Here is a 25,708-nt window from a genome sequence, read left to right on the forward strand (position 1 = left end):
GGAGCGGCTGCGGGAGCCGTGCGGTCGGCGGTGCGGGCGGCGCCCCGGTCAGACGCGGATGACCTGCGGGCCCAGGAGGGAGTAGCGCTGGGCCTCGGCCGAGGGGAGCCCGGCGTCGGTGACGATCGCTTCGAAGTCACCGACCCCGGCGAACCGGCAGAAGCTCACCGCCCCGAACTTGCTGTGGATCCCGGCGAAGATCCGCCGCCGCGAACTCCGCAGCGCCTGCGCCTTCACCTCGGCGACGGCGGGGTCCGGGGTGGTGAGGCCGTACTCGCGGGAGATGCCGTTGGCCCCGAGATACGCCAGGTCGATGACGAAGTCCGCGAGCATCCGGGACGCCCAGTGGTCGACGGTCGCCATCGTCGAGCCGCGCACCCGGCCGCCCAGCAGCAGCACCGAGGTCTTCTCCGCCCCGGCGAGGGAGGTGGCGACGGCCAGGGAGGCGGTGACCACGGTCAGCGGCCGGTTCTGGGGGAGCGCCTCGGCCACCAGCTGCGGGGTGAAGCCCTCGTCGACGAAGACCGTCTCGGCGTCGCCGAGCAGATCGGCGGCGGCGGCCGCGATCCGCGACTTCTGCGGAACGTTACGGGTGGTGCGGACGGCGAGCGTGGTCTCGAAACCGGCCGACTCCACCGGGTAGGCGCCGCCGTGGGTCCGCCGGACGAGCCCGTGCTCCTCCAGCACGTGCAGATCGCGGCGGACGGTCTCCTTGGCCACCTTGAACAGGTCCGCGAGGGCGTTCACCCCGACCGACCCCTCCCGCCGGGCCGTGTCCAGAATTCCCCGCCGGCGTTCCTCGGTGTCCACGGCGCACTTCCCTGGTCGCTGCTGGGCCCGTTACGGGCAGGGCCCGCTTGTCCGTTCGGGCTCATGTGTCGTTTGTACAAGCAGTACCGGGGCCACGAACAGCTGCTTCACCAGATCCGCTCGGTCCGTTCATGCCCGTTTCCCTGGAGGTGACCGTGCTGGTCAGGGCAGGTGCGGTCGATGATCCGGTCGCTCGGAACGCCCGCTTTCCCGTGATCGTTGCCCGAATGGCGCCCGAAGCGCGGAGGCGCGGCCTCCGCGGCGGGGCGCGGGGCACGGCGGATCAGGAGCGCACGGTGCTGTCCTCGCCCTCGCCGCGGTGCGGCCGGGTCACCGAACTCCGGCCGGGTGCCTCCGGGTAGAACCGCCTGGCCCAGCGGCGGAACGGCCCGATCGGCCCGTCGCCGGAAGCCAGCCGGGGTGGCTGCTGATACTGCTTGTGATGCCAGATCGGGAAATCGGCGGCGGTGAACTCACAACTCGACCGGAAGACGGGGCGGTCCAGCAGCCGGGCCGCGACACGGCTGACGAGCCGGGCCGACCGGGGCGGCAGCCGGCTCGGCTCGTCGAAGGCGATGCGGTTCAGCTGCCGGAACTGCATCCGGTTGGGTCCGATGGCCGTCGGCATCACCATCGTGCACATCCGCAGTCCGAAGCGAGGCGTGTGCACATCGGCGTGCAGACAGCCGAGCCCATAGCCGTGCACCTTCACATCGACGGTGAAGTCACCCACGAGCGGCGCGGACTCGTGAGCCCGCATGGAGACACGGAACGTCGCGCCGTCGTACGCCACCGGGCCGTCGATCTCAGCCTTGGTCCAGCCGTGCAGCGTGGCGAAGTGCCCGAGGTCGACCGAGTTCTCGATGACCTCCTGGACGTTGCCGGCCAACTCCCAGGCGGCCGTACGCGCGGGCCGGTGCCCGATCTCGTGCCACTGCGGGACGGACCAGTCCGGATCCCGGCCGTCGTGGTGCCGCCAGACGAAGACGCCCCCGTTCACCTCCCGGACGGGCAACTGCGTCAGCGGGGACCGAGGCGGCGGCGTGCCGTACCCCGTGCGCACACACGTACCGTCGGGGCCGAACGAGAAGAAGTGGAACGGGCAGGTGAGATCCTCCCCCTCGACCTTCGCCAGACCGAGATGGGCCCCCAGATGCGGGCAGTACGGGCGGACGGCGCGGAGAACTCCGGTGGCCGTGCGATACAGGACGACGTCCTGCCCCGCCAGCGGCCGCGTGAGCACGGCGCCCGGCCGTAACTCGTGCGCGAAGGCCAGCGCGGACCAGCCGCTCGGGTAGGGCAGGGCAGGCACCCCCGCCGCGTCGGCCGCCGTCGGACCCTCGCTGATGGTGCGCCCGTACGCGCGTGACAATCCCATGGCTCCCCCTCCACGATCGCTCGCACGGAGGCTGCCCGGAGCCGCGCCGAAATCCTCCCGACACGCCGCACCTCACCCGAACGGGATCATGGGTGCGACGTGTTGACGGGCGGGGTTCGGGCGGGTCAGAGCTGGTCGCCGAACGCCTCGGCCAGCTCACGCCAAGCGGCCCGCGGCAGCCCCGCCCCGCCCTCCTCGGCGGTGAGCACCTGCAACGCGACATGGTCCGCGCCGGCGTCGAGGTACTCCTGGGTCCGGCGCCTCACCTGTTCCGCGTCGCCCAGCGCGAAGAGGGCGTCGAGCAGACGGACGCTGCCGCCGCCGTCGAAGTCGCCTTCCGTGAACCCCAGGCGCAACAGGTTGTCGGTGTAGTTGGGCAGTTGGAGATACATCCCCAGCATCGTCCGCGCCGTGGTGCGGGCCCGGTCGGGATCGGTGTCCAGCACCACGGTCAGCTCCGGGGCGAGCAGCGCGTCGGGGCCGAGCGCCTCGCGGGCCTCCGCGGTGTGCTCGGTGGTGACGAGATAGGGGTGCGCCCCCAGCGACCGGCCTGCCGCGAGCTTCAGCATCTTCGGCCCGAGAGCCGCCAGGACCCGGTGTCCGGAGCCCACGGACGCTTCGGCGGCGTCGAGCGCGTCGAGGTAGGCCACCATCGCGCTGTACGGCTTCGCGTACTGCGGAACCATCGGCCCGTGGCTGACACCCAGACCGAGGACGAACCGGCGACGTGCCTCCGGATCGATCGCCGCGACCCCGGCCGCCACCTCCTCGGCCGTGTGGTTCCAGATGCTCAGGATGCCGGTGGCCACCGTGAGCGTACGGGTGGCGGACACGACGGCGGCGGCGTCCCCGGGCGTCGGGCTGCCGCCGATCCAGACGGTGCCGTACCCCAGTCCGTCGAGCTCGGCCAGCGCCTCGGTGATCGCGCCCTTGCCCGCGTCGTCCACCCGCGAAGGGTGCAGGGCGCCGCTCCAGATCCCCACGCGTCCGAAAGGCCTGCCCGTAACGGAAGTCTCAGAAGTCATGGTGTGATCAACAACAGCCCGGGCCGGGTATTCCTGCCCGGCCGGGATTCACCCGGCCGGGTGTGCGGGGCCCGCGCGCTTCTCAGTTCTCCGGGACGTCCTTCATGAACACCACGCCGTCGATGCGGGCCAGATGCGCCGGGTCGAGCGGTGCGTAGCCGAAGTACGGGGAGGTGCGCCGTACGGGGCCCGTGGCGTCGAGGGCGGCGGCCAGCCGGGATGCGTCCAGCAGACCTGCTTCTTCGGGGAGCGCGTACAGGGCCCCTTCGAGGGTGTCCGGCGGCGGAACGTCGACCCCCTGGTGCCGCATCGTGCCGAAGGCGGTGGCCAGAAAGCCGTACTCCTCGCCCAGGCGTGCCTCGACGATGGAGCCCGCGCTCCACCACTCCAGTCGCCGGCCGCCCATCCGCATCGAGCTCATGTCCCGCTGGAGGTGGCTGTTGTGGGCGTGCACGAGGACCGGCCCCCGCTCGGCGAGCGCGAGGAGATTGTCGGCCATCATCCGATCCCGCAGGCCCGTCAGCCGTGACAGGCGGCTCGGCGAGGTGTCGGCCATCCAGAAGTGGTAGCGCAGCAGACCCGAGGCGGTCCGTGCGTACAGGCGCGCCCGGTCGAACGCGTCCCGCGAGGTCTCCGCGATCAGACGCGGTGTCCACGCGTCGAGCAGCGCGCCCAGATCATCGGCGAGCAGCCGCAGTTCCCGGGCCTCGGCCGACCGCCCGAAGGACGCGGACGGATCCAGCATCGCCGCCGGTTCGGTCCACCGGTCGTCGGCGCCGAGCAGGCGGTCGAGCGTCTCGGCGGTGCAGGGGAGCAGGCCGGGATCCACATGGTCCGCGAGACAGCGGTGCAGCCGGGTGAGGGGCTGCCGGGGGCTCGCGGCGTACGCCATCTCCAGCGGGCCGTCGAAGCCGGCGAAGCGAAGCCGGTCGCGGGAGGGCCGGCCGTCGTTGAACGCGCGCATCCAGCGCACCAGTTCACGATTGGCCGCGGATGCCCCGAGACCGTGGCTGAAGCCCTGCTCCAGCACCTCGTCGAGCGCACCCGCGCCCGTCGTCACATGATCGTCCACCAGCAGTCCCGCGACGCAGTCGCTCTCGACGGCGATGGTGCGGTAGCCCTCCCGCTCGACGAGCTGCCGGAAGAGCGCGTTGCGCAGGCGGAGCGGGGCGTCCACCCCGTGGGTGGGCTCGCCCAGGGTCAGCATCCGGGGCGGGGAGGCGAACAGCCCCATGACGGCGGCCGCCTCGACGGCGTGAGCGATGTCCTTGATGTCGTTGGCCATGGCTTCAACCGTATCGTTGAACCCTCGGTTGAAACTTTTCCGCGATAGCTTCAGGGCCATGCGTCAGAACCCTCAAACCACGGAACGCCTCAGGCCCGTCGACCTGGCCCGTCGGCACGGATTGTCGACGCAGGCCGTCAGGAACTACGAGGAGGCGGGCATCCTCCCGGTCGCCGGACGTACGCCCCACGGCTACCGCACCTACACACCGCTGCACGCGCACGCCCTTGACGCGTTCCTCGCGCTGATCCCCGGACATGGGCACGCGGGCGCGACGTCGATCATGAGGGCGGTGAACCGCGACGAGCCGGAAGAGGCGTTCCGTATCGTCGACGAGAGCCACGCCCAGCTCCTGGAGGACCGGCGGACGCTGCACGCCGTCGAGAAGGCGCTCAGCGACCTGGCACCGGGCGCCGTGCCCGCACCCGACGAGGCGGCGGGCGCCGGCGACCTGTTCGTGGGTCCGCTGGCGGTGAAGCTGGGGATCAGGCCCGCCACCCTCCGCAAGTGGGAGCGCGCCGGACTGGTGAGCCCGCGCCGCGATCCGCGGACCGGCTACCGGGTGTACGACGCGACCGACGTACGGGACGCGGGCCTGGCCCACCAACTCAGGCGGGGCGGCTACCGGCTGGAGCAGATCGCCCCGCTGATCGCCCAGGTCCGGGCGGCCGGCGGCCTGGAACCGCTGGCGGCCGCCCTGGGCGACTGGCACGCCCGGCTGGCCGCCCGAGGGCGCGCGATGCTGGCCGGGGCCGCCGAGCTGGACGCCTACCTCCGCCGTCAGGCGGGCAGCCGCCCCAGCAGTCCCGCGAAGTCCGTGCCCGAGGGAAGCGTGCCGAAGGCGAGCCCCTGATCCCCGGCGAGCCGGGAGGCGCAGAACGCGTCGGCCACCGCCCCCGGTGCGTGGCGCACCAGAAGCGAGCCCTGGAGTACGAGAGCGGCCCGTTCGACGACCCGGCGGGCCCGGAGCTGCGCGTCCCGAGGGTGTGCCAACTCGTCCCGCAGCTCCCGCCAGGCAGCGTCCAGACGCGCGTCCGCCCCGGCCGCCGCCTCGATCTCGGCGTGGAAGGCCGCGACGGACTCGGGCTCACGCGTCAACGCCCGCAGCATGTCCAGGGCGTTGACATTGCCCGAGCCCTCCCAGATGCCGTTGAGCGGGGCCTCGCGGTACAGCCGAGGCATGCCGGACGCCTCGTCGTACCCATTGCCGCCGAGGCACTCCAGGGCCTCGGCGACCGCGACGGGCTGCCGCTTGCACACCCAGTACTTGCCGACGGCGGTGGCCAGGCGCAGGAAGGCGCGTTCCTGGCCGTCGCCCCGGTGCGCACGGTCGGCGGCGCCCGCCAGCCGGAGGGCCAGGGTCGTGGCGGCCTCGGACTCCAGGGCCAGGTCCGCCAGAACGTTGCGCATCAGAGGCTGGTCGATCAGCGTGGCTCCGAACACCGAGCGGTGGCGCGCGTGATGGGCCGCCTGCGCCAGCGCCGCACGGATGCCCGCGGCGGAACCGAGGACGCAGTCCAGCCGGGTCATCGTCACCATGTCGATGATGGTCCGCACCCCCTTGCCCTCGTCACCGACGAGCCAGGCGACGGTGTCGTCGAACTCGGGCTCGCTGGAGGCGTTCGAGCGGTTTCCGAGCTTGTCCTTGAGCCGCTGGATGCGGAAGGTGTTACGGCTGCCGTCCGGCAGCACGCGCGGCACCAGGAAGCACGACAGGCCGCCGGGCGACTGCGCGAGCACCAGGAAGAGGTCGTTCATCGGGGCGCTGGTGAACCACTTGTGCCCGCGCAGCCGCCAGGTGCCGTCGGCCTGCTCGACGGCGGTCGTGGTGTTGGCCCGCACATCGGTGCCGCCCTGCTTCTCCGTCATGCCCATACCGGCGAGCAGGCCCTGCTTGGCGGTGGGGGTACGCAGCCCGGGCTCGTACACCCGGCTGGTCAGCAGCGGTTCGTACACCTTGGCGAGGCCGGGGGAGCGGCGCAGTGCCGGGACCACGGCGTACGTCATCGAGACCGGGCACAGGTGTCCCTGCTCCAGCATCGTGGCCAGCATGAAGCCGCCGGCGCGGGCGACATGGGCCCCGGGGCGCGCGTCGGCCCAGGCGGAGCCCGCGAGACCGGCGCCCACCGACGCGCTCATCAGGGAGTGATAGGCGGGGTGGAACTCGACCTCGTCGACCCGGTGGCCGAAGCGGTCGTGGGTGCGCAGCTCCGGCTCGTGGCGGTTGGCCTGGTCGGCCCAGCGCTGGGCCTCCTCGCTGCCGACGTAGCGGCCGAAACGGTGCAGCTCGTCGATGTGCCACTCGGCGCCCTCGCGGCGTACCCCTTCGAGCAGCACCGCGTCGGCGGCGGCGTCGTGACCGGTGAGCGGCGGCGGCTGGTTCGTCACCTCGTGCGTCACGGCGGTCGGGTTGCTGCGCGGTGCGTCGGACGTGGGCATCGGATCTCCTCCGGGAGGCGGGCGGCGGGTCGGGCGGGGAAGGACGGCGGCGGCCGGGTCAGGGGCCGGCGCCCGCGCAGCGCAGGGCCAGAGCGGTGAGGCGGTCGATGAGCCGGTCGGTGTCCTGCGCGGCCGAGGTGCTCAGGGGGTACACGAGGACCTCGCCGACGGCGCCGGTGAGCGCGGCGGCGGTGATCTCCGCATCCTGGCCGGGCAGCAGCTCCGCGGAGATCCCCTCGTCGATCACCGCGGCGAACAGCGCACGGTAGCGCCGCCGGAAGGCGAGACGCTCCGCGCCGACCGCCGGTTCGGCGGGCGCCGCGAGCAGCGCGTACGCCAGGCCGGGGTTCTCCAGGGCGCGGCGGGTGAACACCTCCACCCCCAGGCGCAGCCGCCCGACCGGGTCGCCGTCGCCCTCCAGCACCTCACCCAGCACATCCACCTCGCGCTGCGCCGCGCGCCGGAACACCTCCACGGCGAGCGCGGACTTGGACGCGAAGTGCTGGTAGACGGAGCCGGCGGCGATCCCGGCGGCGTCGGCGACAGCCGTCACGGAGGCCTGCGCCCAGCCGATGTCCGCCACGACCTCGGTGGCGCGGACGACGAGATGGTCCCGGGCGGCTTCGAGGCGACGCACCTCGGCCGGTGTCTTGCGGTAGGCCATGAAAGAAGTGAACCACTATTCAGAGCTTCCCGCCATGCCCGCTTCAGCCGAAGTCGTCCGGGACGATGCGCAGCTTCTCGGCGATGCGGACGAGGGCCTTCTGGTCGGTCGTGTTGAGCGAGTCGAGGACGGTGCGGCGTACGGAGCGCAGGTGGGTGGGTGCTGCCAGGCGCACGATGTCGAAGCCGGCGTCCGTGAGCTCGGCGAGGGTGTACCGGCCGTCGGCGGGGTCCGGGCTCCGTACGACCCAGCCGCGCTGTTCGCAGCGCTTGATGACGTTGGACAGCCGGGAGAGCGACCCGCTGGCGAGAAAGGCGAGCTCGCCCATCCGCAGCTTGCGCCCCGGCGCCTCGGAGAGGTGGCTGAGCACGAGGTACTCGAACAGGGTGAGACCGTGCTCCTGTCGCAGCGGGGACTCCAGCTTGCCGGGCAGCAGCAGGACCAGGGAGATCAGTCCTGTCCAGGCCGCCTTCTCCTGCTCGTCGAGCCACCGCAGCTCCTCGTCGTCCTCGTGCCCGCCCGTGCCGCTCATGGGTCCTTCCGTGCCGCTCATGGAACTTTCCATCCCTTCGGCGAAACTCGCCATCACTTTGCGCTTGAAGTCATCGCTTGCTAGTATCACTTTACGCGTGAAGTCATATGAGGGGAATCGCGCCCCCAAGGTCAGGAAGAGGGAGCATCATGAGCACCGTCACCTTCGGCATCGTTCCGGGCTTCGGCGAGAAGCTGCACGCGGCCCTCGGCTACAGCGGAGCCGTCCGCGTCGACGACCGGGTCGAGATCTCCGGACAGGCCGGCGTGGACGACGACCTGAACATCCCCGACTCGCTGGAGGGCGAGATCATCCAGGCCTTCGACAACGTGGAGCGCACGCTCGCCACGGTCGGCGCGACCTGGAAGGACGTCATCCACGTCAACTCGTACCACAAGGTCGCACCGGGGGACGACGTCATCGGCGACGACCACAACGCGGTCATGGCGGAGCAGTTCCGCCGCCGCCTGGACGGCCGCGCGCCGATCTGGACCGAGACCGGAGTGACGGTCCTCGGCCTCGCCGCCATGCGCGTGGAGATCCGCGTCACCGCCGTCGTCGGCTCAGGGAACTGAACCGCGACGCCTGGCGCCAGGGCGCGGTCGCACCTCGCGACGGCGCCGGGGCGATCAACGGCCGGCCCGCTACTCGTACCGGTACTTCAGCGAGTCCGCCTCCGCCTGCTCGATGTCGGCGATCGTCAGCTCCGGGTTCCGCAGCTGAGTCAGCGTCACCTCGGCCGAGGTCGGCTGGGCATCCGCCGGCAGCCACTGCTCCGGCTTCCAGGCCGCGCTGCGCAGAAGCGACTTGGGGCAGTGCGGGTAGACCTCCTCGATGCCCAGCACCAGCGCGCTGGCCGGCGGCTTGCCCACGGCGGTCAGCTGGGACAGCAGCTCCGGCCTGGTGGAGACACAGGCCCGGCCGTTCACCCTGAGCGTCGTGGTGCGTCCCGGGACGATGAACAGCAGCCCGGCGCGCCCGGTGGCGATGACGTTCCGCAGGGTGTCCAGCCGCTTGTTGCCGGTCGCGTCCGGTATCGCCACCGTCCGTGCGTCCAGGACGGCGACGAACCCGGCGGGGCCGCCACGCGGGGAGACGTCGCAGTTGCCCTCGGCGTCCGCGCTCGCGACCAGGACCAGCGACGAGCATCCGATCAACTGCCGAGTCTGATCGGTGAGCTCGGTGGTCTGCTTGCGCCATGCCGCGTCTCTGGGCAGCTCGTAGGCGCGTCGCAGTGTCTCCTGGTCGGACACGGCGTCGAGGAGGAGGTCGTCGAAGGCGGTGCCGGTAAGGGGTGATGTCATGCCTCGACCCTAAAGGGCCGGGCCGTCCGCCTTACCTGTACTCCGCGTTACCTGTACGCCGGCTTACCTCTCCTCCGGTTCGCTTTCGTTCGCGGTCGACAGGGCGGCACATCCGCATCAGGAATCCATGGCCGCACGGTCGGACTCGCTGCGCAGAACGCAGAATTCGTTTCCTTCGGGGTCGGCGAGGATCGCCCAGCCCGAGCCATCGGGGTTTCGGTGATCGGCGACGAACGTCGCACCGAGCTCCAGCAGCCTCTCCACCTCCCGGTCGCGCGTGGTGTCGGGGCGCAGGCACAGATGGATCCGGTTCTTGACCGTCTTGGCCTCGGGCACCTGGTTGAAGTGCAGGACCGGTCCCTCCGCCAGCAGCACCTGGGTCTCCCGGCTGCCCGGCCCGTCCTCCGGATGCAGCGGACGACCTGTCACACCGCTCCAGAACCGCGCCAGCTCGTAGGCGTTCGCGCAGTCGATGGCCACGTTCTGCAGTACCGAGATCATGCGCGCGAGCCTCCCTGATCCCCACGCCGGACGCAACCGGGTCGGCCCTCCTCGACGTACGGGTTCGCTGTACGAGGTTCGCAACCGACGACACCGTCGTACCTCCCCCACGCGAGGGAGGCGGATGGTCTTCGCGGGGGATGTGGCCGGTGCGGAGGCGGCGGGAACCTTGAGTTCCGACACACGGAACCGGAGGTCACGGTGGCTGTTCCCACGACATGGCGGACCTGTGCGGGCTTCGGCCCGCCGTTACGGGACACGGGGTGGGCGGTGTGGTCGCGGCGCTGGCCCGCGTGGGCGCCGCACGCCGCCGCGGTGTGGGGCGTGGTGTTCGCCGCGGTCCAGGTCGTATGGGCCGTGTCGGGCGCCACCGTTCTCTGGTCGCCGGACGTCGCGTACGCGCCGGCGGTCCAGCTCCTGCTGGCGGCCATCGCCGTGCTCGCCGCCGTGGCCTGCCTGGCCACCACCCGGACGCCTGCCGGGCGTGGCCGAGCGCTGGTGGCGGCGGCGCTGACCCTGGCGGTCCCGGCCGCTGTGATGGGGATGGCCAGTCTGCCGGCGTACTTCGTGACGCTGGTGTCGTTCTCCGGGCTGGACAGCGCCACCGGCCTGGCGCACGACCTGTTGAGCGCGGCGGGCGCCGCGCTTCTCATCCTCGTCGGGCTGTCGTACCGCCGGCGGCTGCGAGGAGGATGCCCCCGGTGCGGACAGGAGCACACGGGAGGTTTCGACGGCCCGCTCGCCCGCCCCGCACCCTCCGTCGCGTCGAAGCGCACCCGAGTCACGGTCCACCTCCTCCTGTGCGGGCTTCTCCCGTGGGCCGGTGTCAAGACCGTCTGGACCCTCGGCGGCGATGCGATCGGCGTCACGGCCCAAGGGTGGCGGGAGGCGAACGCGCGCGAGTCGGAAGTGGTGAAGGCCCTCGCGACGTTGGGCATCGATGTCACCGTGCTGGCCGCGCTGGCCGCCATCTTCCTGTCGCTGGGACTGCTGTACCGGTGGGGGCAGGTGTTCCCCCGATGGACCCCGGTCCTCTCCGGACGTCGCGTCCCACGCCTACTGCCCCTGCTGCCGGCGTGGCTGAGCTCCGTCGGCCTGTCGGCGTACGGAGTCTGCCTGCTGATCTACGCCCCGCTCAGCGCCGCCGGAGGCCTGCCGAGGCTGAAACCGTCGGGGGTGTTCACCACCGGTTCCGGGGTCACCTGGATGGTCGCCTTCGGCGGACTCGCCTTCGCCGGCCTGGGCTTCGGCCTCATAGCGGCCGCCCGCTCCTACTCCGCCCGCACCCGTCCCGTCTGCGCTTCCCCGTCGGCCTGACGGGACGAGCGGAGCACGAGCAGGGTGATCTCGCTGGGGGCGAAGACACGGAACGGCGGGCCCCAGAAGCCGGTGCCGCGACTGGTGTAGAGGAGGGTGCGGGCGCCGTGGCGGCTGAGGCCGGCAAGGGCCGGCTGGTCGATGCGGACCAGGTGGTGGAACGGCCAGATCTGGCCGCCGTGGGTATGACCGGAGAGCTGGAGGTCGATGCCGTCGGCTGCCGCCCGGTCGACGAACGTGGGCTGGTGCGCCAGGAGCAGGACGGGCAGGTCGGGGTCGGCGCCGCTCAAGGCTCCGGCGAGGTGGGCACCATGGCCTGCCAGACCGGAGGACTCGGCGGTGACGTCGTCGACGCCGGCGACCACCAGGGTGTCGCCGCCGCGTTCGAGCAGCAGATGCCGGTTGCGCAGCGGTTCCCAGCCCAGCTCGCCCATCAGATCGACCCAGCCCTGGGCCTCGCTGTAGTACTCGTGGTTGCCGGTGACGTACACACGGGCCCGGGTGGCCTGCACGGTACCGAGCGGGACGGCCTGGGCGCGGCGGCGTTCGGCCGTGCCGTCCGCGATGTCGCCGGTGTGGCAGACCAGGTCGGCCTCCAGCGTGTTCACCGTCTCGCACACCCGCGCCGACCAGCGAGCCCGATCGAGTGGGCCGTAGTGGGTGTCGGTGATCAGGACGACGCGGAGACCGTCCAACCCCGCGCCCAGGCGCGGGAGTCGCACATCGAGTCGGCGCACTCGTGGTACACGACGGGCCTCGGCGTACCCCCAGGCGAGCAGGGCGGCGGACACGCCGAGAACGGCCCAGGTGACGATGCGGGCCCGGTCCTGGCTCTCGCCGACTCCGGCCACGGTCAGGACGAGCCGCAGGAGGACCCCGAACAACACGGACCAGGTGAACAGCACCCAACAGGCGCCCAGCAGGGTGTCACCGATGATCGCCGCCGCGTCCTGCTGACGACGGCCGTGGCCGCGCACCATCGCGAGCGGCATACCGACAAGACCGAGGACGAACAGGGCGGTGCCGGCCAGGGCGACGTACGGCGGCCAGTGCTGGCCGCCGTACAGGAGCACCCAGCAGGGCACGGTCCAGAGCAGGACGGGGGCGATCAGCGGGAGGTAGCGCATCAGGCGGCGCAGTCGGTTCTGCCGCGACGCTTCCGCTTCCCCCTCGGTGGGCTGAGTGTCGCTCGTGTCGGTCACCGTTCGCCTGTCCCTTCGTCGGCCGGGCTGACGTCCGGCGCACTGTATCCGGTCGCCTCAGGACCGCCGTCCACGGGGGAGCCGGGCTGCCGTTGGGCCGGAAGGTGTAGTCGGAAGCACGCTCCGCGGTCGGAGGGGACGAGGTCGAGGGTGCCACGGTGGCGATGGGCGAGTTCGCGGGCGATGGCGAGGCCCAGACCGGTGCCGCCATGATCACGGGAGCGGGCGTCGTCACGACGGACGAAGCGTTCGAAGATGCGCTCGGCGTCCTCGGCGGGTACACCCGGCCCGTCGTCGTGCACGGACAGGACGACCTGCTCGTCCTGGTTCCGGACGGTGACCCGGACGCGGTTCGCGGCGTGGCGAGCGGCGTTGTCGACGAGGTTGCGCAGCAGCCGCTCGTAGTCGCGGGGGCTGCCGGGCACATATGCGGGTCCGGAGGCGTCCGCGGTGAGTGCCACCGGCCGGCCCGGCTGCTCGTACTCCTCGACGAGCCGGAGGACGAGGGCCGCCAGGTCGACGGACCCGCCGGCGGTCGTCGGTGCGTGCGAGTCGAGGCGGGCGAGGAGCAGCAGATCCTCGGCGAGGGCCTGAAGGCGTCCGGTCTGCCGTGCGGCGGTGGCGACCGCTCGGGGCCAGTCGGTGCGTTCCGGATAGGCGAGCGCCACTTCCAGGCTGGCCAGCAGGGTGGTGAGAGGGCTGCGCAGTTCGTGTGCGGCGTCCGCGACGAAGCGTCGTTGCCGGGCGGCCGCCTCGTCGAGACGTTGCAGGGTGGTGTTGATGGTGGTGGCCAGGGCGGCGATCTCGTGTCCTGTGGCGGGCACGGTGACCCGCTCTCTCGGGTCGTTCGCGGTGACCGAGGCGGTGATCACGCGGATCGCTTCGACCGGCCTCAGCGCGTTGCGCACGGTGAAGTAGGTGACCGCGGAGATCAGCACGAGGCTCACGAGTCCGGCCCGCAGCAGCAGGAGGTCCATGTTGTGGGTGATCGCCTCGGCGGTGTGGGGGAGCACCACCACATGGACTCGCAGGGTGGCATCCTCGTCGACTCCCAGGGCGGCGGCTTCGGCACTGCTCAGCTCACCGGCCCAGATGTCGGTGTAGAGGACCGGGTAGGTCCGGCCGGCCAGGTCGAAGCCGCCCGCGGGGTCGTCGGCGGTGCGCTCCGGAATACGCATGTCGATGGTCGTGTAGTACCAGCCCGAACCGGTGTCGACGGGTTCGGAGCGAGCGGGCGGGGCGGGCAGCACAGGGCGGGCGCCCGGGGCGAAGACGTCCATTCCTCCGCCGGAGGCGACAGGCGTGCCGCGGCCGGTCGCGACGACCTCGTACGGCACCGCGCTTCTCCTGCTGGGAATCACGCCTTCACGCAGTTGGTCGGCGAGCGCGAGCAGAGGGTCCCGGGCCTGGTCCTCGGCGATCCGGGCGCTCTGCCGGTAGACGTCGTGGTGCAGCCACCAGCCGATAGCGACCAGGATGACGGCGGCGGTCGAGGCGACGGCCAGGGCGGTACGGGCGCGTACGGACCGGGGCCACCAACGGCGTCGCGGCTCAGCCGTGTTCACGGTCGTCGACCAGACGGTAACCGACGCCTCGCACGGTCTGCACGGACTGCCGTCCGAACGCCGCGTCCACCTTCTTGCGCAGAACGCTGACGCGCGCCTCCACCAGATTCGGGTCCAGGGCGTCATCGGGCCACGCGTGGTACAGCAGATCCGCCTTGGAGACCGCCTGGCCCGCCCGGCGCGCCAGCAGCTCCAGCACCGAGAACTCCCTGGGGGTGAGGTCCACCCGCGCCCCGGCCCGGCGGCAGACCCGGGCGGCGACGTCCAGCGAGAGGTCGCCCACGGCGAGGACGGGCGGGGCGACGGCGGCGGCCCGTCTGACCAGGGCCCGCAGCCGTGCGACCAGCACCGGGTAGGAGAAGGGCTTGGCCAGGTAGTCGTCGGCACCCGTGTCCAGGGCCTCCGCCTGGTCCCACTCCCCGTCCTTGGCGGTGAGCACCAGGATCGGGGTCGCGTTGCCCTCGCGGCGCAGCTCGGAGCAGACCTTGTAGCCGTTGAGGCCGGGCAGCATCAGGTCCAGGACGACCACGGCGTACTCACCGCTCCTGGCCATCCACAGCCCGTGCCGGCCGTCATGGGCGAGATCGACGCTGTAGCCCTCGGCGGTCAGACCGGTGTGCAGGGTCCGGGCGAGGTCCACCTCGTCTTCGACCACCAGGATGCGCATGCCGTGCAGCCTCGCACAGTGCCGGCGGCGGTTCCTGATCGGCCGGTCAGGTCGGGTCAGCAACCGGTCAACCGGGCCCGGGCACGCTGGCGACGAGTCCACGCCGCCGAAAGGTCCCGCCGACGATGTCCCTCGACGTACGTGCCCCCGCCGTCGCCACCACCAGGACGGTTCCGTCCCGTCCGTCCGCGGCCCGGACACCCTCCACCCCGGCCAGGGCCCTGGCCGTCATCGCGCCCGCGGCACTCACCGCCGCCCTCGGCGTATGGGGCGTCCGCAGACAGAACACGATGTGGGGCGACGAGGCCGTCACCTACCAGCTCGCGCACCGCGAACTGTCCCAGATCTGGAACACGGCCCAGCACGTCGACCTGGTCCATGCGCTGTACTACGCCGTGATGCGGGTGATCTTCGATCTGTTCGGCGCCGGCCTGCTGTCCTTGCGGCTGCCGTCCGTGCTGGCCATGTCCGCCGCGGCGGGCGCCGTCGGACTTCTCGGGCTGCGCCTGGCGGGACCCCGCGTCGGCCTGCCGGTCGGGCTGGTGTTCCCGCTCCTTCCCCAGGTGCAGAAGTACGCGCAGGAGGGCCGGTCCTACGCGATGGTGTGCGCACTGATCGCCTGGGCGACCTATGTCCTGGTGGACAACGTTCCGCGGCGCTCCCGGCGGCGGTGGGCGGTGTACGGATGCACCATGCTCCTGGCGTGCCTGCTCCATGAGTTCGCGGTCCTGGCCCTGGCCGCGCACGGCGTCACCCTGATCGTCTCCCGCCCTCCGAAAGGGGTGCTGAGGGCGTGGAGTGTCACTGCTGCCGGTGTGGTGATCGGACTGCTGCCGCTGGCGGTCGTCAGCGCGGGGCAGTCGGAGCAGGTGTCCTGGATCGGCGGACCGGTGCGCCCCGACCACCTGCTGGTCGCGATGGTCGTCGGGGTGGCGTGCGCGCGAGCGGCTCCGCGCGGCCAGGGCCCCGTGAGCCTCGCCGCGCTGGCTGTGCCGATGCTCGTGCTTCCGGGGGCCCTGCTGTTGACCGCCTCGCTGGTCAAGCCGCTCTTCGTCGACCGGTACGTCCTGTTCAGCAACATCGGGATCGCCCTGTTGCTGGGCGCCTGCCTGGACCACGTCCGCCGACTGCCGCGCTGGTCCCCGGCCGTGTACGTCGCGACGGTCGCGGCCCTGATCGCGCTCGTGCCGCTGAGCCTTTCGCTGAGGACCCCCCAGAGCCGGAGCAACGACGCCACCGCCGTCGGCGCCGCCGTCCGCGAAGCAGGCAGGCCCGGCGACGGCCTGCTCTATCTCTCCGGCCGACAACGGATGCTGACCGCGGCCGACCCCGAGGACACCCGCCTCCTGGTGGATCTCGCCCTGGCACAGGACCCCGTGGCATCGAACACGCTCGCGGGCGTCGAGCTCGCCGCCCCCGAGATCGCGGCACGCATGAGGGAGTTCGACCGGATCATCGTGGTGCGGGCGGTGGGCGTGCACGCACCGGGCGACTCCCAGGAGGAAGCGAAAGAAACCACCCTGCGGCGACACTTCCGCGTACAGGGAACGGCCGAGGTGAACGGCGCGCGGGTGTCCGTCCACGTCCGAGAAGGCCCCTCCCGTCCCGTGCGCCGGCCCGGCGAAGGGTCTCCCTGACCCGACCGGCGTGAAGGGCCCGCCGCGCGACGACTTAGGGTCACAGGCATGACGCCGCTCCCTGCCGACCGTGCCTTCGACCCGCCGCCGTCCCGGCCCGCGCTCGCGGCAGGGCCGCGGCGCACTCGGACCACGACGTATCTTCACGGAGGACTGTGTCATGACTGACCGGCCGTTGACCCTCATGGCAGTGCACGCCCACCCGGACGACGAGGCCACCGGCACCGGAGGGATCCTGGCGCAGTACGCGGCGGAAGGCATCCGCACGGTGCTGGTGACCTGTACCGACGGCGGTTGCGGTGACGGCCCGGGAGGTGTGAAGCCGGGCGAGCCCGGGCACGATCCGGCGGCCGTCGCCCGCATGCGGCGCAAGGAGCTGGAGGCGAGCTGCGAGGTCCTGAAGATCAGCGACCTGGAGACGCTGGACTACGCCGACTCGGGGATGATGGGCTGGCCCGGCAACGACGCCCCCGGCTCCTTCTGGCGGACCCCCGTGGAGGAGGGCGCCGCGCGCCTCGCCGAACTCATGCGCCACTACCGGCCCGATGTCGTCGTCACCTATGACGAGAACGGCTTCTACGGTCACCCCGACCACATCCAGGCCAACCGCATCACGATGGCGGCACTGGAGCTGACCGGACTGACACCGAAGGTGTACTGGACGACGGCGCCGCGCTCGATGATGGAGCGCTTCGGCGAGGTCATGCGCGAGTTCGGCGAGGACATGCCGGAGCCGGACCCCGCCGAGGCCGCCGCGTCGGCCGAGATCGGGCTCCCGGACGACGAGATCACGACCTGGGTGGACACCACCGCTTTCAGCGGCCAGAAGTTCGACGCGCTGGCCGCGCACGCCAGCCAGGGCGAGAACATCTTCTTCCTCAAGATGGGCAAGGAGAGGTTCGGCGTGCTCATGGGCATGGAGACCTTCGTCCGGGTCAGGGACACCACCGGCGCGCCCGTACCCGAGAGCGATCTCTTCGCCGGACTGCGCTGACCACCCGCTCCGGCCCGGTGCGCGCCGTGGGCCCCGCCCGTCCGCCGCGGTTCAGACGCTCGGCGCCAGTACCGCCGTACGGTCCCGGAGAGCGGCGGAGAACCGGTCGGTGACCTCGGCGAGCGCCTCCGCCGCGCCTGCCGCGAGGCTCACGGCCCCGTCCTCGCCGACGGTGATGTCCTTGTCGAGCGTGAACCAGCCCGGTACGACGTGGGCCGCGCCCATCGAGGTGAGCACCGGGCGCAACGCGTAGTCGATGGCCAGCACATGGGCCACGCTGCCGCCGGTGGCGAGCGGCAGCACGGTCTTGCCGGTCAGCGCGTACTGCGGCAGCAGGTCGAGCAGCGACTTGAGCAGCCCCGAGTAGGCGGCCTTGTAGATCGGGGTGCCGATCACCACCCCGTCCACCCGCTCGAACAGGGCGGTGGCCCGGACGATCGCCGGATGCCCGAAGTCGGCTCCCAGCAGGGCTTCGGCGGGCAGGGTGCGGACGTCGAGGGAGACCACGTCGTGGCCGTGGTCCCGGAGCCGGTCGTCCAGGTGGAGCAGGAGCCGCGCGGTGCGGGAGGTGGCGGAAGGGCTTCCGGAGACGGACAGGATGGTGGCCATGGGCGACCTTTCGGGGTGCGGTGTGCGCGGGGTGGCTCGCCGGCGGGGGCGGGGCGGGGTGCCCGGGCCGCCGGGCTCGCTCACCAGGCGCTGGACTCCACGGTGACGAGCGGGACGAGTTCGTTGCGCAGGGTTTCGAGGAAGGTGACGATCTCGGCGGCGACCGAGCGGTGCTGCATGTCGTTGAGGACGTCGTGGTGGGCGTCCCTGACGACGGAAAGGCGGGCCCGGGGCAGGGACTTGGCGGTACGGGTGAGAGCGTCGCGGTCCGCGAGCGGATCGGCGTCCCCGGCCAGGATCAGCACCGGGACGTCCGCTTCGCTCGCGTAAGCCGCCGCGAGAAGGGGCTCGGGCACCACCTCGTCGAGCGCTCCCCGGCCGAAGGCGGCATCGTCGGTGAGGGTGGAGCGGTGGGCTGGACAGAAGGTGCGCACGTCGAGCTCGTCGTCCCAACTGCCCGTAGGCGAGGCGGACGTGTGCGCCGGGAGCCCGGCGAGGACGACGGCGTCCGGGCGGAGACCGGCCGCCCCCGCACCGTCCTCCCGGCCGAGCAGCGCCGCCACCGCGACGGCCCCCGTGTCGGCGCCCACCAGGATCACGGGATGGACGACGGCCCCGTCCGGATCCGCCGTGCCCGCGACGGCGTCGGCGATCCGTCCGCCGAGGCGGGTCAGCGATCCGTCGGGGTCCTCCGCGTCGAGCCGCGCCGCGTCCACGACGCGCACCCGGTAGGCGTCGGCGGCGAGCCGCTTTCCGAAGCGGGCGTAGGTGTCATGGGTCTCTCCCCGGCCCGGCACCACGAGGACGGTGCCGCGCACGGCCGGCCCCCGGGGTCCGAAGTGGTCGGTGTGCCGAAGGTCCTGCTGGGTGTTCCGTTCGGTCATGAGGGTCTCCTCGTTCGGCGTCGGGGCCGCTCAGCCGCCCGCGAGTTCGCGCTCGCGGGTGTGGCGGTTGGCGGGGATCGGGAGGCCGAGGTTGCCCCGCAGGGTGTCGGCCTCGTACGCGGTGCGGAACAGGCCCCGCTTCTGGAGCAGCGGCACCACGCCGTCGACGAAGAGTTCGAGGTCGTCGTTGTTCCGGAAGGCGAGGTTGATGCCGTCGAGCGTGCCGGCGTCGTACCACTGCTCGATGGTGTCGGCGACGGTCTCGGGCGCTCCGACGAACGGGGACCGCCGGAACGCGTTCGCGCCCTCGGCCACCTGGCGCAGCGTCAGCTTCTCCTCGCGGGCCCGCTCGATGATCTTCGCGGCTCCGGTGCGGCCGCCCTTCTCGGCGAGGTGGGCGACGTCGGGGAAGGGGGCGTCCAGGTCGTGGACGCTGAAGTCGTACGCGCCGAACGAGCGGCCGAGGAGGGCGAGGTTGCGCTCGAAGTCGTTGTCCTCCTCGAAGATCTCCCGCTCGCGCCGCCGGGCCGCCTCGTCCGTGGCGGCGACGATCGGCCCGCCGTGGATGAAGACCTTGATGTGCTCGGGGTCGCGGCCGTGGGCCGCGGTGCGCTTCTTGATGTCCGCGTAGTACTCCTGGGCCTGCTCCAGGGTGCCGCCGGGTGCGTAGATGCCCTCGGCGACTCTCGCCGCCAGATCGCGGCCCTCCGCGGAGACCCCGGCCTGGAAGATGACGGGCTGGCCCTGCGCCGAGCGGGAGATGTTGAGCGGTCCTGCGACCTTGAAGTGCTCCCCCTCGTGGTCGAGGGCGTGCAGCCGCTCCGGGTCGAGGAAGACGCCCCGCTCCACGTCGGCGGGGAACGCGTCGTCCTCGTAGGAGTCCCACAGACCCCGGGCGACCTGCACGAACTCCAGAGCGCGGCCGTAGCGGGTGGCGTAGTCCAGGTGCTCGTCGAGGCCGAAGTTCTTCGAGGTGCCGGTGTCGAAGCTGGTCACCACGTTCCAGCCGGCCCGGCCGCCGCTGATGAGGTCGAGCGAGGCGAACCGGCGGGCCAGATTGAAGGGGGAGTTGTAGGTGGAGCTGGCGGTGCCGACCAGGCCGATGTGCCGGGTGTGGGTGGCGACGGCCGACAGGAGGGTCAGCGGTTCCAGGCGGTTGAGGTAGTGCGAGGGGTAGGTGGAGTTGATGAACTGGCTGTCGACGACGAACAGGGCGTCGAAGAGCGCATGCTCGGCCGCCTTCGCCTGCTGGATGTAGTAGTTGACGTCGATGCTGGCGTTCTTCGCGACGCGCGGGTCCTTCCAGAGGCCGTGCTGACCGGGGCCTCCGACACCGTAGGGGTGCAGGGCGAGGTGGATTCTGCGAGACATGGCTGTTCCTCTCGGCAGGGGGAGTGGTGGGGTACGGGGGTGGGTTCAGGCGTCCAGCAGCGCCCGGAGGGCTTCGCGTTCGGCGCGGTCGGCGGGCCGGCCCCGCAGGGTGGGCGCGGAGCCGAGCAGCAGCCGGGTGTACGGGTGCCGGGGCCGGCGCACCACGTCGTGGGCGGTGCCGGCCTCCACGAGTTCGCCCCGGTACAGGACGGCGATGCGGTCGGCGGTCCCGGCCACGGATCCGAGGTCGTGGGAGATGAGGACGAGGGCGACGCCGGAGGCGCGCAGCTCCTTGAGGATCTCCAGGATCTGGACGCGGTTGGCGGAGTCGAGGGCGCTGACCGGTTCGTCGAGGATGACGAGCCGGGGCTCGGTGACCAGGGCGCGGGCCACGGCGATCCGCTGGCGCTGACCGCCCGACAGCTCGCCGGGCAGCCGTTCGAGGAGATCGGGGGCGAGCTGGACGCGGTCGAGGAAGGTGCGGGCCCGCGGGACGGCCTCCTTGCGGGGGACGCCCTGGATGAGCAGGGGTTCGACGAGCGAGTCCTCGATGGTGAGGTCCGGGTCGAGGCTGCGGAGCGGGTCCTGGAAGACGTACTGGATCACGCCGCGCCGTCGCAGTTCGCGCCAGCGGCGGGAGCCGTACGCGCTCACTTCCTCCCCGGCGATACGGACCGAGCCGGCCGACGCGGGGACCAGCCCGAGGACGGCGCGGGCCAGGGTGGACTTGCCGGAGCCGGTCTCGCCGATCACGCCGACGGCCTCGCCGGGCGCGATGCTCAGGGTGACGTCGTGCAGGGCCCGTCGCCGCTTGCGTCCCCGGCCGTAGTGCACACCGAGGCCGGAGACCTCCAGCACCGGACCGGTCCCGTCATCGGACACGGCCTCCTCGGCCTGTGGTGCCGCGGTGGTCATGACGCCCCCTGGGGTGCGAGGAACTTGTCGAGGCCGTAGCTGTCGTGCTCGGCGATGAGCAGGCGGGTGTAGTCGTGCTGGGGGTCGTGCAGCACCGCCCGGGTCGGCCCCTGCTCCACCACCTCGCCCTGCCGCAGCACCAGGACCTCGTCGCAGAGCTGGGCGACGACGGCCAGGTCGTGCGAGACCACGACGAGGGCCAGGCCGGTGCGGGTCCGCAGTTCGGCGAGGAGATCGAGGATCTCGGCCTGGACAGTGACGTCGAGGGCGGTGGTGGCCTCGTCGGCGATGAGGGCCCGGGGTTCGACGGCGATGGCGGCGGCGATCAGGACGCGTTGGAGCATGCCGCCGGAGAGCTCGTAGGGGTACTGCCCGTAGACGAGTTCCGGGTCGCGCAGCCGTACGGCTGCGAGGAGTTCCACGGCCCGGCGGCGGGCCGCGCGCCGCTTCAGCCCCTGCTTGACGCGGACGACCTCGGCGATCTGGGCCCCGACCCTGATCGCCGGGTTGAGATAGGAGGCGGGGTCCTGGAAGACGGCGCTGATGGTGGCCCCGCGCAACTCCGTCCACCGACGGGGTGTCAGGGTCGCGATGTCGCTGCCCGCGAGGTCGATGCGGCCGCCGGAGACCTCGAAGTGCGGGGGCAGGATGCCGAGGGCGGCACGGCAGGTGAGGGTCTTGCCGCTGCCGGACTCCCCGACGATGCCGACCGCCTTGCCCGGGGTCAGGTCGAAGGTGACCCCGTGGACGATCTCCCGGTCGGTGACGCGGTCGGTGATGCGTACGTCGTGGAGGGCGAGGACGGGTTCGGCGGGCGGTGCGCCGGGGGCGTCCGCGGCCGGCCGGTCCGTGTCGGCGGGGCGGGAGGTGAGGGTGTCGGGGGACAGCGGGCTCATCGGGAACCTCCGGCGGGAAGGGGTCCGGCCGCCGCACGGCGGTTGGCGCGGGCCTTGCGGTCGTTGGCCAGCGCCCGGCCCGCTTCTCCGGAGACGTCGCGGATGGCGTCGGCGAGGAGGTTGCAGGCCCAGACGGTGATCATGATCAGCAGAGCGGGTGCCACCGGCGCCCAGGGCCGGTGGCTGAGGTAGCCCAGGTCGGAGGCGAGCAGTCCGCCCCAGGTGGGCTCGGGCGGCTGGACGCCGATGCCGAGGAAGGTGAGGCTGGAGACGATCACGAAGCCGACGCCGATGGTCTGGGCGAGCGCGACGGCGATCGGCGGGAGCACCTTGGCGAGCACGTGGCGGCGCACGATCCAGCCGATGGAGGCGCCGGAGACGATGGCCGCTTCGACGTACGGGGACCGGGCGACGGCCAGCGTCGCGGCGCGGGAGACCCGGTAGAACAACGGGGAGACCAGCGCCCCGGTGACCAGCATCGCCTGGGTGATGCCGTTGCCGAGCAGGGCGATCACCGCGATGGCGAACAGCAGGAACGGCAGGGCGACCAGGGTGTCGGCGATACGGAGGGTGAACCACTCGAAGGCGCGGCCCAGGTAGACCGACAGGATCCCGGGGACCGCGCCGACGACGAGGGCCACCAGGGCGACCTCCAGTGAGCCGAGGACGCTGATGCGGGAGCCGTCCAGCAGCCGGCTCAGGACGTCGCGTCCCAGATAGTCCGTGCCCAGCCAGTGGCTGCCGGAGTAGGCGGCGAGCGCGTTGTCGCTGGTGGCCAGCGGGTTCTGCGGTGCGAGCCAGGGGCCCAGCAGCGCGAGGAGCGCGATCACGGCGAGGATGACGACGGCGATCCGTCCGGACGTGAGGGCGAGCACGCGGCGCACCATGGTCACACCCCCCGCTGGGAGGCCGGCATCACGCGGGCCAGCACCAGGTTGATGATGAGGTTGAAGGAGACGACCAGCGCGATCGAGACCACCAGGACGCCCTGCACCGCCGGTACGTCGCCGGCCTGCGCGGAGTCGTTGGCGAACCGGCCGAAGCCCTGGAGGCCGAAGATCCACTCGGTCACGACGGACGCGCCGACCAGGGCGGGGAACTTCTGCCCCAGGGTGGCGAGCGTCGGTCCGAGGCCGTTGCGCAGGACGTGTCCGAAGAAGACGCGCCGCGGGCTCAGTCCGCGGACGACCGCTCCGGTCACGTAGTTCTCCTGGTAGGCGCCGATGAGGCTGGAGCGGAGCTGGCGTGCGACGTCCGCGATGACGTCGAAGCTCAGCGCGAGGGCGGGCAGGGTGATGTGGGCGAGCCAGGGGCCGACGCCCTGCTCCGCCGGGACGTAGCCGGCGGAGGGGAAGAGACCGAACCCGACGGCGAGGACCGACACCAGCACGATGCCGACGACGAAGGCGGGCATCACCGAGATCACGGTGACGAAGCCGGTGATCACCCGGTCGACGGCCGTGGTGCGTCGGAGCGCCGCGACCGTACCGAGGGCGAATCCGACGAGGACCCCGATGATCAGGGCGAACGTGGCGACCGAGAGACTCACGCCGAGGCCGAGGCCGATGAGGGTGGAGATGTCGGCCCCGTTGACCCAGCTGGTGCCGAGTTCACCGTGCAGGACTCCGGTGAACCAGTCCCCGTACTGGGCGAGGAAGGGCTTGTCGAGCCCCCATTGGGACTCGATCCGGGCGATGGCCTCGGGGGTGGCCTCCTCGCCCAGCTGGATGCGGGCGGGGCTGAGTCCGCTCAGCGAGCGGAGGGCGAACGTCACGAAGGTCGCGACGAGGAACACGGGGACGAAGATGGCGACCGACCGGGCGAGGACGGCCAGGACTCGGCCCGCCGCGTGCCGGGTCCTGGCCACGGCGGCCCCGCGACGGCGGGCAGGGACGATCGGTGGCGCGGTCGTCGTCATGGGGCTGCCCCTCTCTGTGCGTTGGGCTGATACATGGGTGGGTGGGTGGTGAGCGGTGGCGCGGGTGGATCAGTTGGCGCCGGAGACCTTCACACCGGTCCAGTCGATGTGCCCGGGGTTCTTCGGGAGCGCGGACACCGCCGTCGTCTTGGCGAAGAGGTTCGGCGAGGAGAAGGTGAACACCAGCGCCTTGCTTCCGAGCCCCGCCCGGGTCGCGGCCTGCAGGGTCTCGGCGTAGTCGGGCGAGTCGAGCGGGGTCCGGCGGACCTTGGCCACCGCCTCCTCGAAGCCGTCCGGCTCGTAGGGGGTGGAGAGGTTGAGCGGTCCGTCGGGGCCGAAGTGCGCGGTGAGGGTCTGCACGGCGGAGTCGCGCCCGGTGGTCGAGTACAGCGAGAAGGCGAGGTCCTTGGCGAAGAACGGGGTGGCCCAGTTCTTGTCGATCTTGATGGTGACCTTGATGCCGACGGCGGCGAGCTGCGACTGGACGATCTCGGCCTGGGGGTCCTCGGAGGTGATGACGAGGTTCAGCTTGAGGTCACCGGGCCGGTGGCCCGCCTCGGCGAGGAGCTTCTTCGCCTTCGCCGGGTCGTAGGGGTAGGCGTCCTCGGACTTCGGGTCGTACGCCACGTACCCCTTCGGGAAGGGCTGGTCGGTCGCCTCGCCGTGGCCGAAGGTCAGCTTGCGGACGAACTCCTCGCGGTTGACCGCGTGCCGGACGGCGTCGACGACCCGGTCGTCGTCGAAGGGTGCCTTGTTGACGTTGAGACTGAGGTTGGCGGCGTTGAAGCCGGGCTGGACGAAGACGTCGAGGCCGGCCTTCTTCGCGGCGTCGGCCTGGCTGGGGTCGATGTCGGCGAAGTTGTAGACACCGGTCCGCAGACCGGAGACGACCGTCGAGGCGTCGGGGGCGGAGACCAGTTCGACGTTGTCGATGTGGATGTTCTCCGCGTCCCAGTAGTCCGGGTTCTTCTTCAGGACCGCCTTGGTCCCCGGGATCAGCTGCTCGACCACGAAGGGCCCCGCGCCCACCGGGTTCTGGTCGAGCCGGGTGGGGTTGCCGGCCGCCTTGGGGCTGGCTATCTGGAGCACGCGCTGTCCGAGCAACTGCGGTATCTGGTAGTCGACCTGAGTGAGGCTCAGGGTCGCTTCGAGTCCGTTCGCCTCCACCGTGCCGATCGAGGTGAGATCGCCGAAGAGGGCGGAGTTCTTCTGCTTCTGGGCGCGTTCGATGGCGGCCTTCACCGCGGTGGCGTCGACCGGCTCGCCGTCGCTGAACTTCTGACCGGGGCGCAGCTTGAACGTGATGCGGTCGCCCTTGTCGTTGTACTCCCAGCTCTCGGCGAGGTCGGGAACGGGCTTGCCCTCCTCGTCGGTGCGGGTCAAGGAGGCGTACACGAGCGAGAGTTGGCGGAACTGGGCGCCACTGCCTGAGACCACCGGGTCCCAGTGGGCCGGGAAGTAGGAGGACGCCCACTTCAGTGTGGCGTTGCCCGCGGCCGAGGAGGTACCCCCGCCGCACGCGGTGAGCGTGGGGACGAGGAGGGCGGTGAGGACGGTGCCGAGCGCCGTGGCCCGCAGGCCCCGGGCCCTTCGGGTGGGCCGGAGGCGGAGCTCGGGACGGAGGTTCGTCGGGCGTGCGGACATCTGGGTGTTCTCTCTGTGATGGGCCCCGGCCCGGGGCAGGGCGGAGGGGAGCGGGACCGGGGGCGGCCGACGCCCACGCCGGTTCCGTGCGACGGCGTCCGGGCAGGGCGAGGGGAGCCCCGACGCGGCTGAGGGCGGCCGGTGTTCGGGA

At 71.8% G+C, this 25,708-nt stretch carries 25 protein-coding genes; 5 read left to right on the top strand and 20 right to left on the bottom strand.

Annotation, left to right across the window (positions count from 1 at the left end):
- Positions 1-48 precede the first annotated feature (48 nt).
- From KV381_RS34795 to KV381_RS34810, 4 genes are all read right to left on the bottom strand, one after another.
- Positions 49-810 carry a DeoR/GlpR family DNA-binding transcription regulator gene (locus tag KV381_RS34795; RefSeq protein WP_030632474.1) on the bottom strand — a complete coding sequence of 254 codons (762 nt, stop codon included), beginning with the start codon at positions 808-810 and terminating at the stop codon, positions 49-51.
- Positions 811-1,093: 283 nt separating this feature from the next.
- Complete coding sequence (locus KV381_RS34800) at positions 1,094-2,188, bottom strand: Rieske 2Fe-2S domain-containing protein (RefSeq protein ID WP_030632472.1); 1,095 nt, start codon at positions 2,186-2,188, stop codon at positions 1,094-1,096.
- A 125-nt stretch (positions 2,189-2,313) separates the two neighbouring features.
- Positions 2,314-3,213, bottom strand: a complete 900-nt coding sequence (locus KV381_RS34805) for an LLM class F420-dependent oxidoreductase (RefSeq protein WP_103537808.1) — start codon at positions 3,211-3,213, stop codon at positions 2,314-2,316.
- Positions 3,214-3,295: 82 nt separating this feature from the next.
- A complete protein-coding gene (locus KV381_RS34810) occupies positions 3,296-4,498 on the bottom strand; it encodes an erythromycin esterase family protein (RefSeq protein ID WP_103537809.1) in 1,203 nt (400 codons plus the stop codon).
- A gap of 58 nt (positions 4,499-4,556) precedes the next feature.
- Between KV381_RS34810 and KV381_RS34815 the strand changes: the two genes are divergently transcribed.
- Positions 4,557-5,351 (top strand): TioE family transcriptional regulator, encoded by a 795-nt coding sequence (locus KV381_RS34815; RefSeq protein WP_030084914.1) that lies wholly within the window; start codon positions 4,557-4,559, stop codon positions 5,349-5,351.
- Here KV381_RS34815 and KV381_RS34820 read toward each other — a convergent pair.
- From KV381_RS34820 to KV381_RS34830, 3 genes are read right to left on the bottom strand one after another with little or no spacing between them, the layout of a single operon-like run.
- Entirely contained in the window at positions 5,279-6,937 is a 1,659-nt protein-coding gene (locus KV381_RS34820; protein ID WP_103537810.1) for an acyl-CoA dehydrogenase family protein, read from the bottom strand. The genes KV381_RS34815 and KV381_RS34820 overlap by 73 nt on opposite strands.
- 58 nt (positions 6,938-6,995) lie before the next feature.
- Positions 6,996-7,601 (bottom strand): TetR/AcrR family transcriptional regulator, encoded by a 606-nt coding sequence (locus KV381_RS34825; protein ID WP_218787051.1) that lies wholly within the window; start codon positions 7,599-7,601, stop codon positions 6,996-6,998.
- A 43-nt stretch (positions 7,602-7,644) separates the two neighbouring features.
- Positions 7,645-8,154, bottom strand: coding sequence for a MarR family winged helix-turn-helix transcriptional regulator (locus KV381_RS34830; protein ID WP_030084901.1), 510 nt, complete (start codon positions 8,152-8,154; stop codon positions 7,645-7,647).
- A gap of 128 nt (positions 8,155-8,282) precedes the next feature.
- On the opposite strand from KV381_RS34830, the gene KV381_RS34835 reads away from it, so the two are divergent.
- Positions 8,283-8,708, top strand: coding sequence for a Rid family hydrolase (locus KV381_RS34835; protein ID WP_218787052.1), 426 nt, complete (start codon positions 8,283-8,285; stop codon positions 8,706-8,708).
- Between the two features lie 69 nt (positions 8,709-8,777).
- Here the strand turns inward: KV381_RS34835 and KV381_RS34840 are convergent, their stop codons facing one another.
- Both KV381_RS34840 and KV381_RS34845 read right to left on the bottom strand, forming a co-directional pair.
- Positions 8,778-9,437: an MSMEG_1061 family FMN-dependent PPOX-type flavoprotein gene (locus KV381_RS34840; RefSeq protein WP_030084898.1), complete on the bottom strand. Its 660-nt coding sequence runs from the start codon at positions 9,435-9,437 to the stop codon at positions 8,778-8,780.
- A gap of 117 nt (positions 9,438-9,554) precedes the next feature.
- Positions 9,555-9,938: a VOC family protein gene (locus KV381_RS34845; RefSeq protein WP_030084896.1), complete on the bottom strand. Its 384-nt coding sequence runs from the start codon at positions 9,936-9,938 to the stop codon at positions 9,555-9,557.
- A 201-nt stretch (positions 9,939-10,139) separates the two neighbouring features.
- Between KV381_RS34845 and KV381_RS34850 the strand changes: the two genes are divergently transcribed.
- Positions 10,140-11,255 (top strand): hypothetical protein, encoded by a 1,116-nt coding sequence (locus tag KV381_RS34850; RefSeq protein WP_256995213.1) that lies wholly within the window; start codon positions 10,140-10,142, stop codon positions 11,253-11,255.
- Here KV381_RS34850 and KV381_RS34855 read toward each other — a convergent pair.
- Genes KV381_RS34855 through KV381_RS34865 form a run of 3 tightly spaced genes read right to left on the bottom strand, consistent with a single transcriptional unit; the run spans position 11,210 to position 14,689 of the window.
- Positions 11,210-12,457: a metallophosphoesterase gene (locus KV381_RS34855; RefSeq protein WP_218787053.1), complete on the bottom strand. Its 1,248-nt coding sequence runs from the start codon at positions 12,455-12,457 to the stop codon at positions 11,210-11,212. The genes KV381_RS34850 and KV381_RS34855 overlap by 46 nt on opposite strands.
- Complete coding sequence (locus tag KV381_RS34860) at positions 12,454-14,022, bottom strand: cell wall metabolism sensor histidine kinase WalK (protein ID WP_218787054.1); 1,569 nt, start codon at positions 14,020-14,022, stop codon at positions 12,454-12,456. Before KV381_RS34860 ends, KV381_RS34855 begins: the two co-directional genes overlap by 4 nt.
- Positions 14,009-14,689 (bottom strand): response regulator transcription factor, encoded by a 681-nt coding sequence (locus KV381_RS34865; RefSeq protein ID WP_218787055.1) that lies wholly within the window; start codon positions 14,687-14,689, stop codon positions 14,009-14,011. The genes KV381_RS34860 and KV381_RS34865 overlap by 14 nt, the downstream gene beginning before the upstream one ends.
- Before the next feature lie 125 nt (positions 14,690-14,814).
- On the opposite strand from KV381_RS34865, the gene KV381_RS34870 reads away from it, so the two are divergent.
- Positions 14,815-16,326: a glycosyltransferase family 39 protein gene (locus tag KV381_RS34870; RefSeq protein ID WP_218787056.1), complete on the top strand. Its 1,512-nt coding sequence runs from the start codon at positions 14,815-14,817 to the stop codon at positions 16,324-16,326.
- Positions 16,327-16,486: 160 nt separating this feature from the next.
- Entirely contained in the window at positions 16,487-17,320 is an 834-nt protein-coding gene (locus KV381_RS34875) for a PIG-L family deacetylase (RefSeq protein WP_218787057.1), read from the top strand.
- A gap of 51 nt (positions 17,321-17,371) precedes the next feature.
- Here KV381_RS34875 and ssuE read toward each other — a convergent pair whose 3' ends face one another.
- The 8 genes from ssuE to KV381_RS34915 form a co-directional block, all read right to left on the bottom strand.
- Positions 17,372-17,929 carry an NADPH-dependent FMN reductase gene (gene ssuE, locus KV381_RS34880; protein ID WP_218787058.1) on the bottom strand — a complete coding sequence of 186 codons (558 nt, stop codon included), beginning with the start codon at positions 17,927-17,929 and terminating at the stop codon, positions 17,372-17,374.
- An 80-nt stretch (positions 17,930-18,009) separates the two neighbouring features.
- Entirely contained in the window at positions 18,010-18,813 is an 804-nt protein-coding gene (locus KV381_RS34885) for an alpha/beta hydrolase (RefSeq protein WP_218787059.1), read from the bottom strand.
- Between the two features lie 30 nt (positions 18,814-18,843).
- Positions 18,844-20,184, bottom strand: a complete 1,341-nt coding sequence (locus tag KV381_RS34890; RefSeq protein WP_030084881.1) for an NtaA/DmoA family FMN-dependent monooxygenase — start codon at positions 20,182-20,184, stop codon at positions 18,844-18,846.
- Positions 20,185-20,229: 45 nt separating this feature from the next.
- Positions 20,230-21,099: an ABC transporter ATP-binding protein gene (locus tag KV381_RS34895; RefSeq protein ID WP_030632443.1), complete on the bottom strand. Its 870-nt coding sequence runs from the start codon at positions 21,097-21,099 to the stop codon at positions 20,230-20,232.
- Entirely contained in the window at positions 21,096-21,995 is a 900-nt protein-coding gene (locus tag KV381_RS34900) for an ABC transporter ATP-binding protein (RefSeq protein ID WP_030632440.1), read from the bottom strand. The genes KV381_RS34895 and KV381_RS34900 overlap by 4 nt, the downstream gene beginning before the upstream one ends.
- Positions 21,992-22,882: an ABC transporter permease gene (locus tag KV381_RS34905; RefSeq protein ID WP_030084875.1), complete on the bottom strand. Its 891-nt coding sequence runs from the start codon at positions 22,880-22,882 to the stop codon at positions 21,992-21,994. The genes KV381_RS34900 and KV381_RS34905 overlap by 4 nt, the downstream gene beginning before the upstream one ends.
- A gap of 2 nt (positions 22,883-22,884) precedes the next feature.
- Positions 22,885-23,913, bottom strand: a complete 1,029-nt coding sequence (locus KV381_RS34910) for an ABC transporter permease (RefSeq protein WP_030632437.1) — start codon at positions 23,911-23,913, stop codon at positions 22,885-22,887.
- Between the two features lie 69 nt (positions 23,914-23,982).
- Positions 23,983-25,557 (bottom strand): ABC transporter substrate-binding protein, encoded by a 1,575-nt coding sequence (locus KV381_RS34915; RefSeq protein ID WP_218787060.1) that lies wholly within the window; start codon positions 25,555-25,557, stop codon positions 23,983-23,985.
- Between the last annotated feature and the right edge of the window lie 151 nt (positions 25,558-25,708).

The sequence above is a fragment of the Streptomyces sp. WY228 genome, from assembly GCF_019287315.1.
In the GTDB taxonomy this organism is placed as follows: domain Bacteria; phylum Actinomycetota; class Actinomycetes; order Streptomycetales; family Streptomycetaceae; genus Streptomyces; species Streptomyces caviscabies.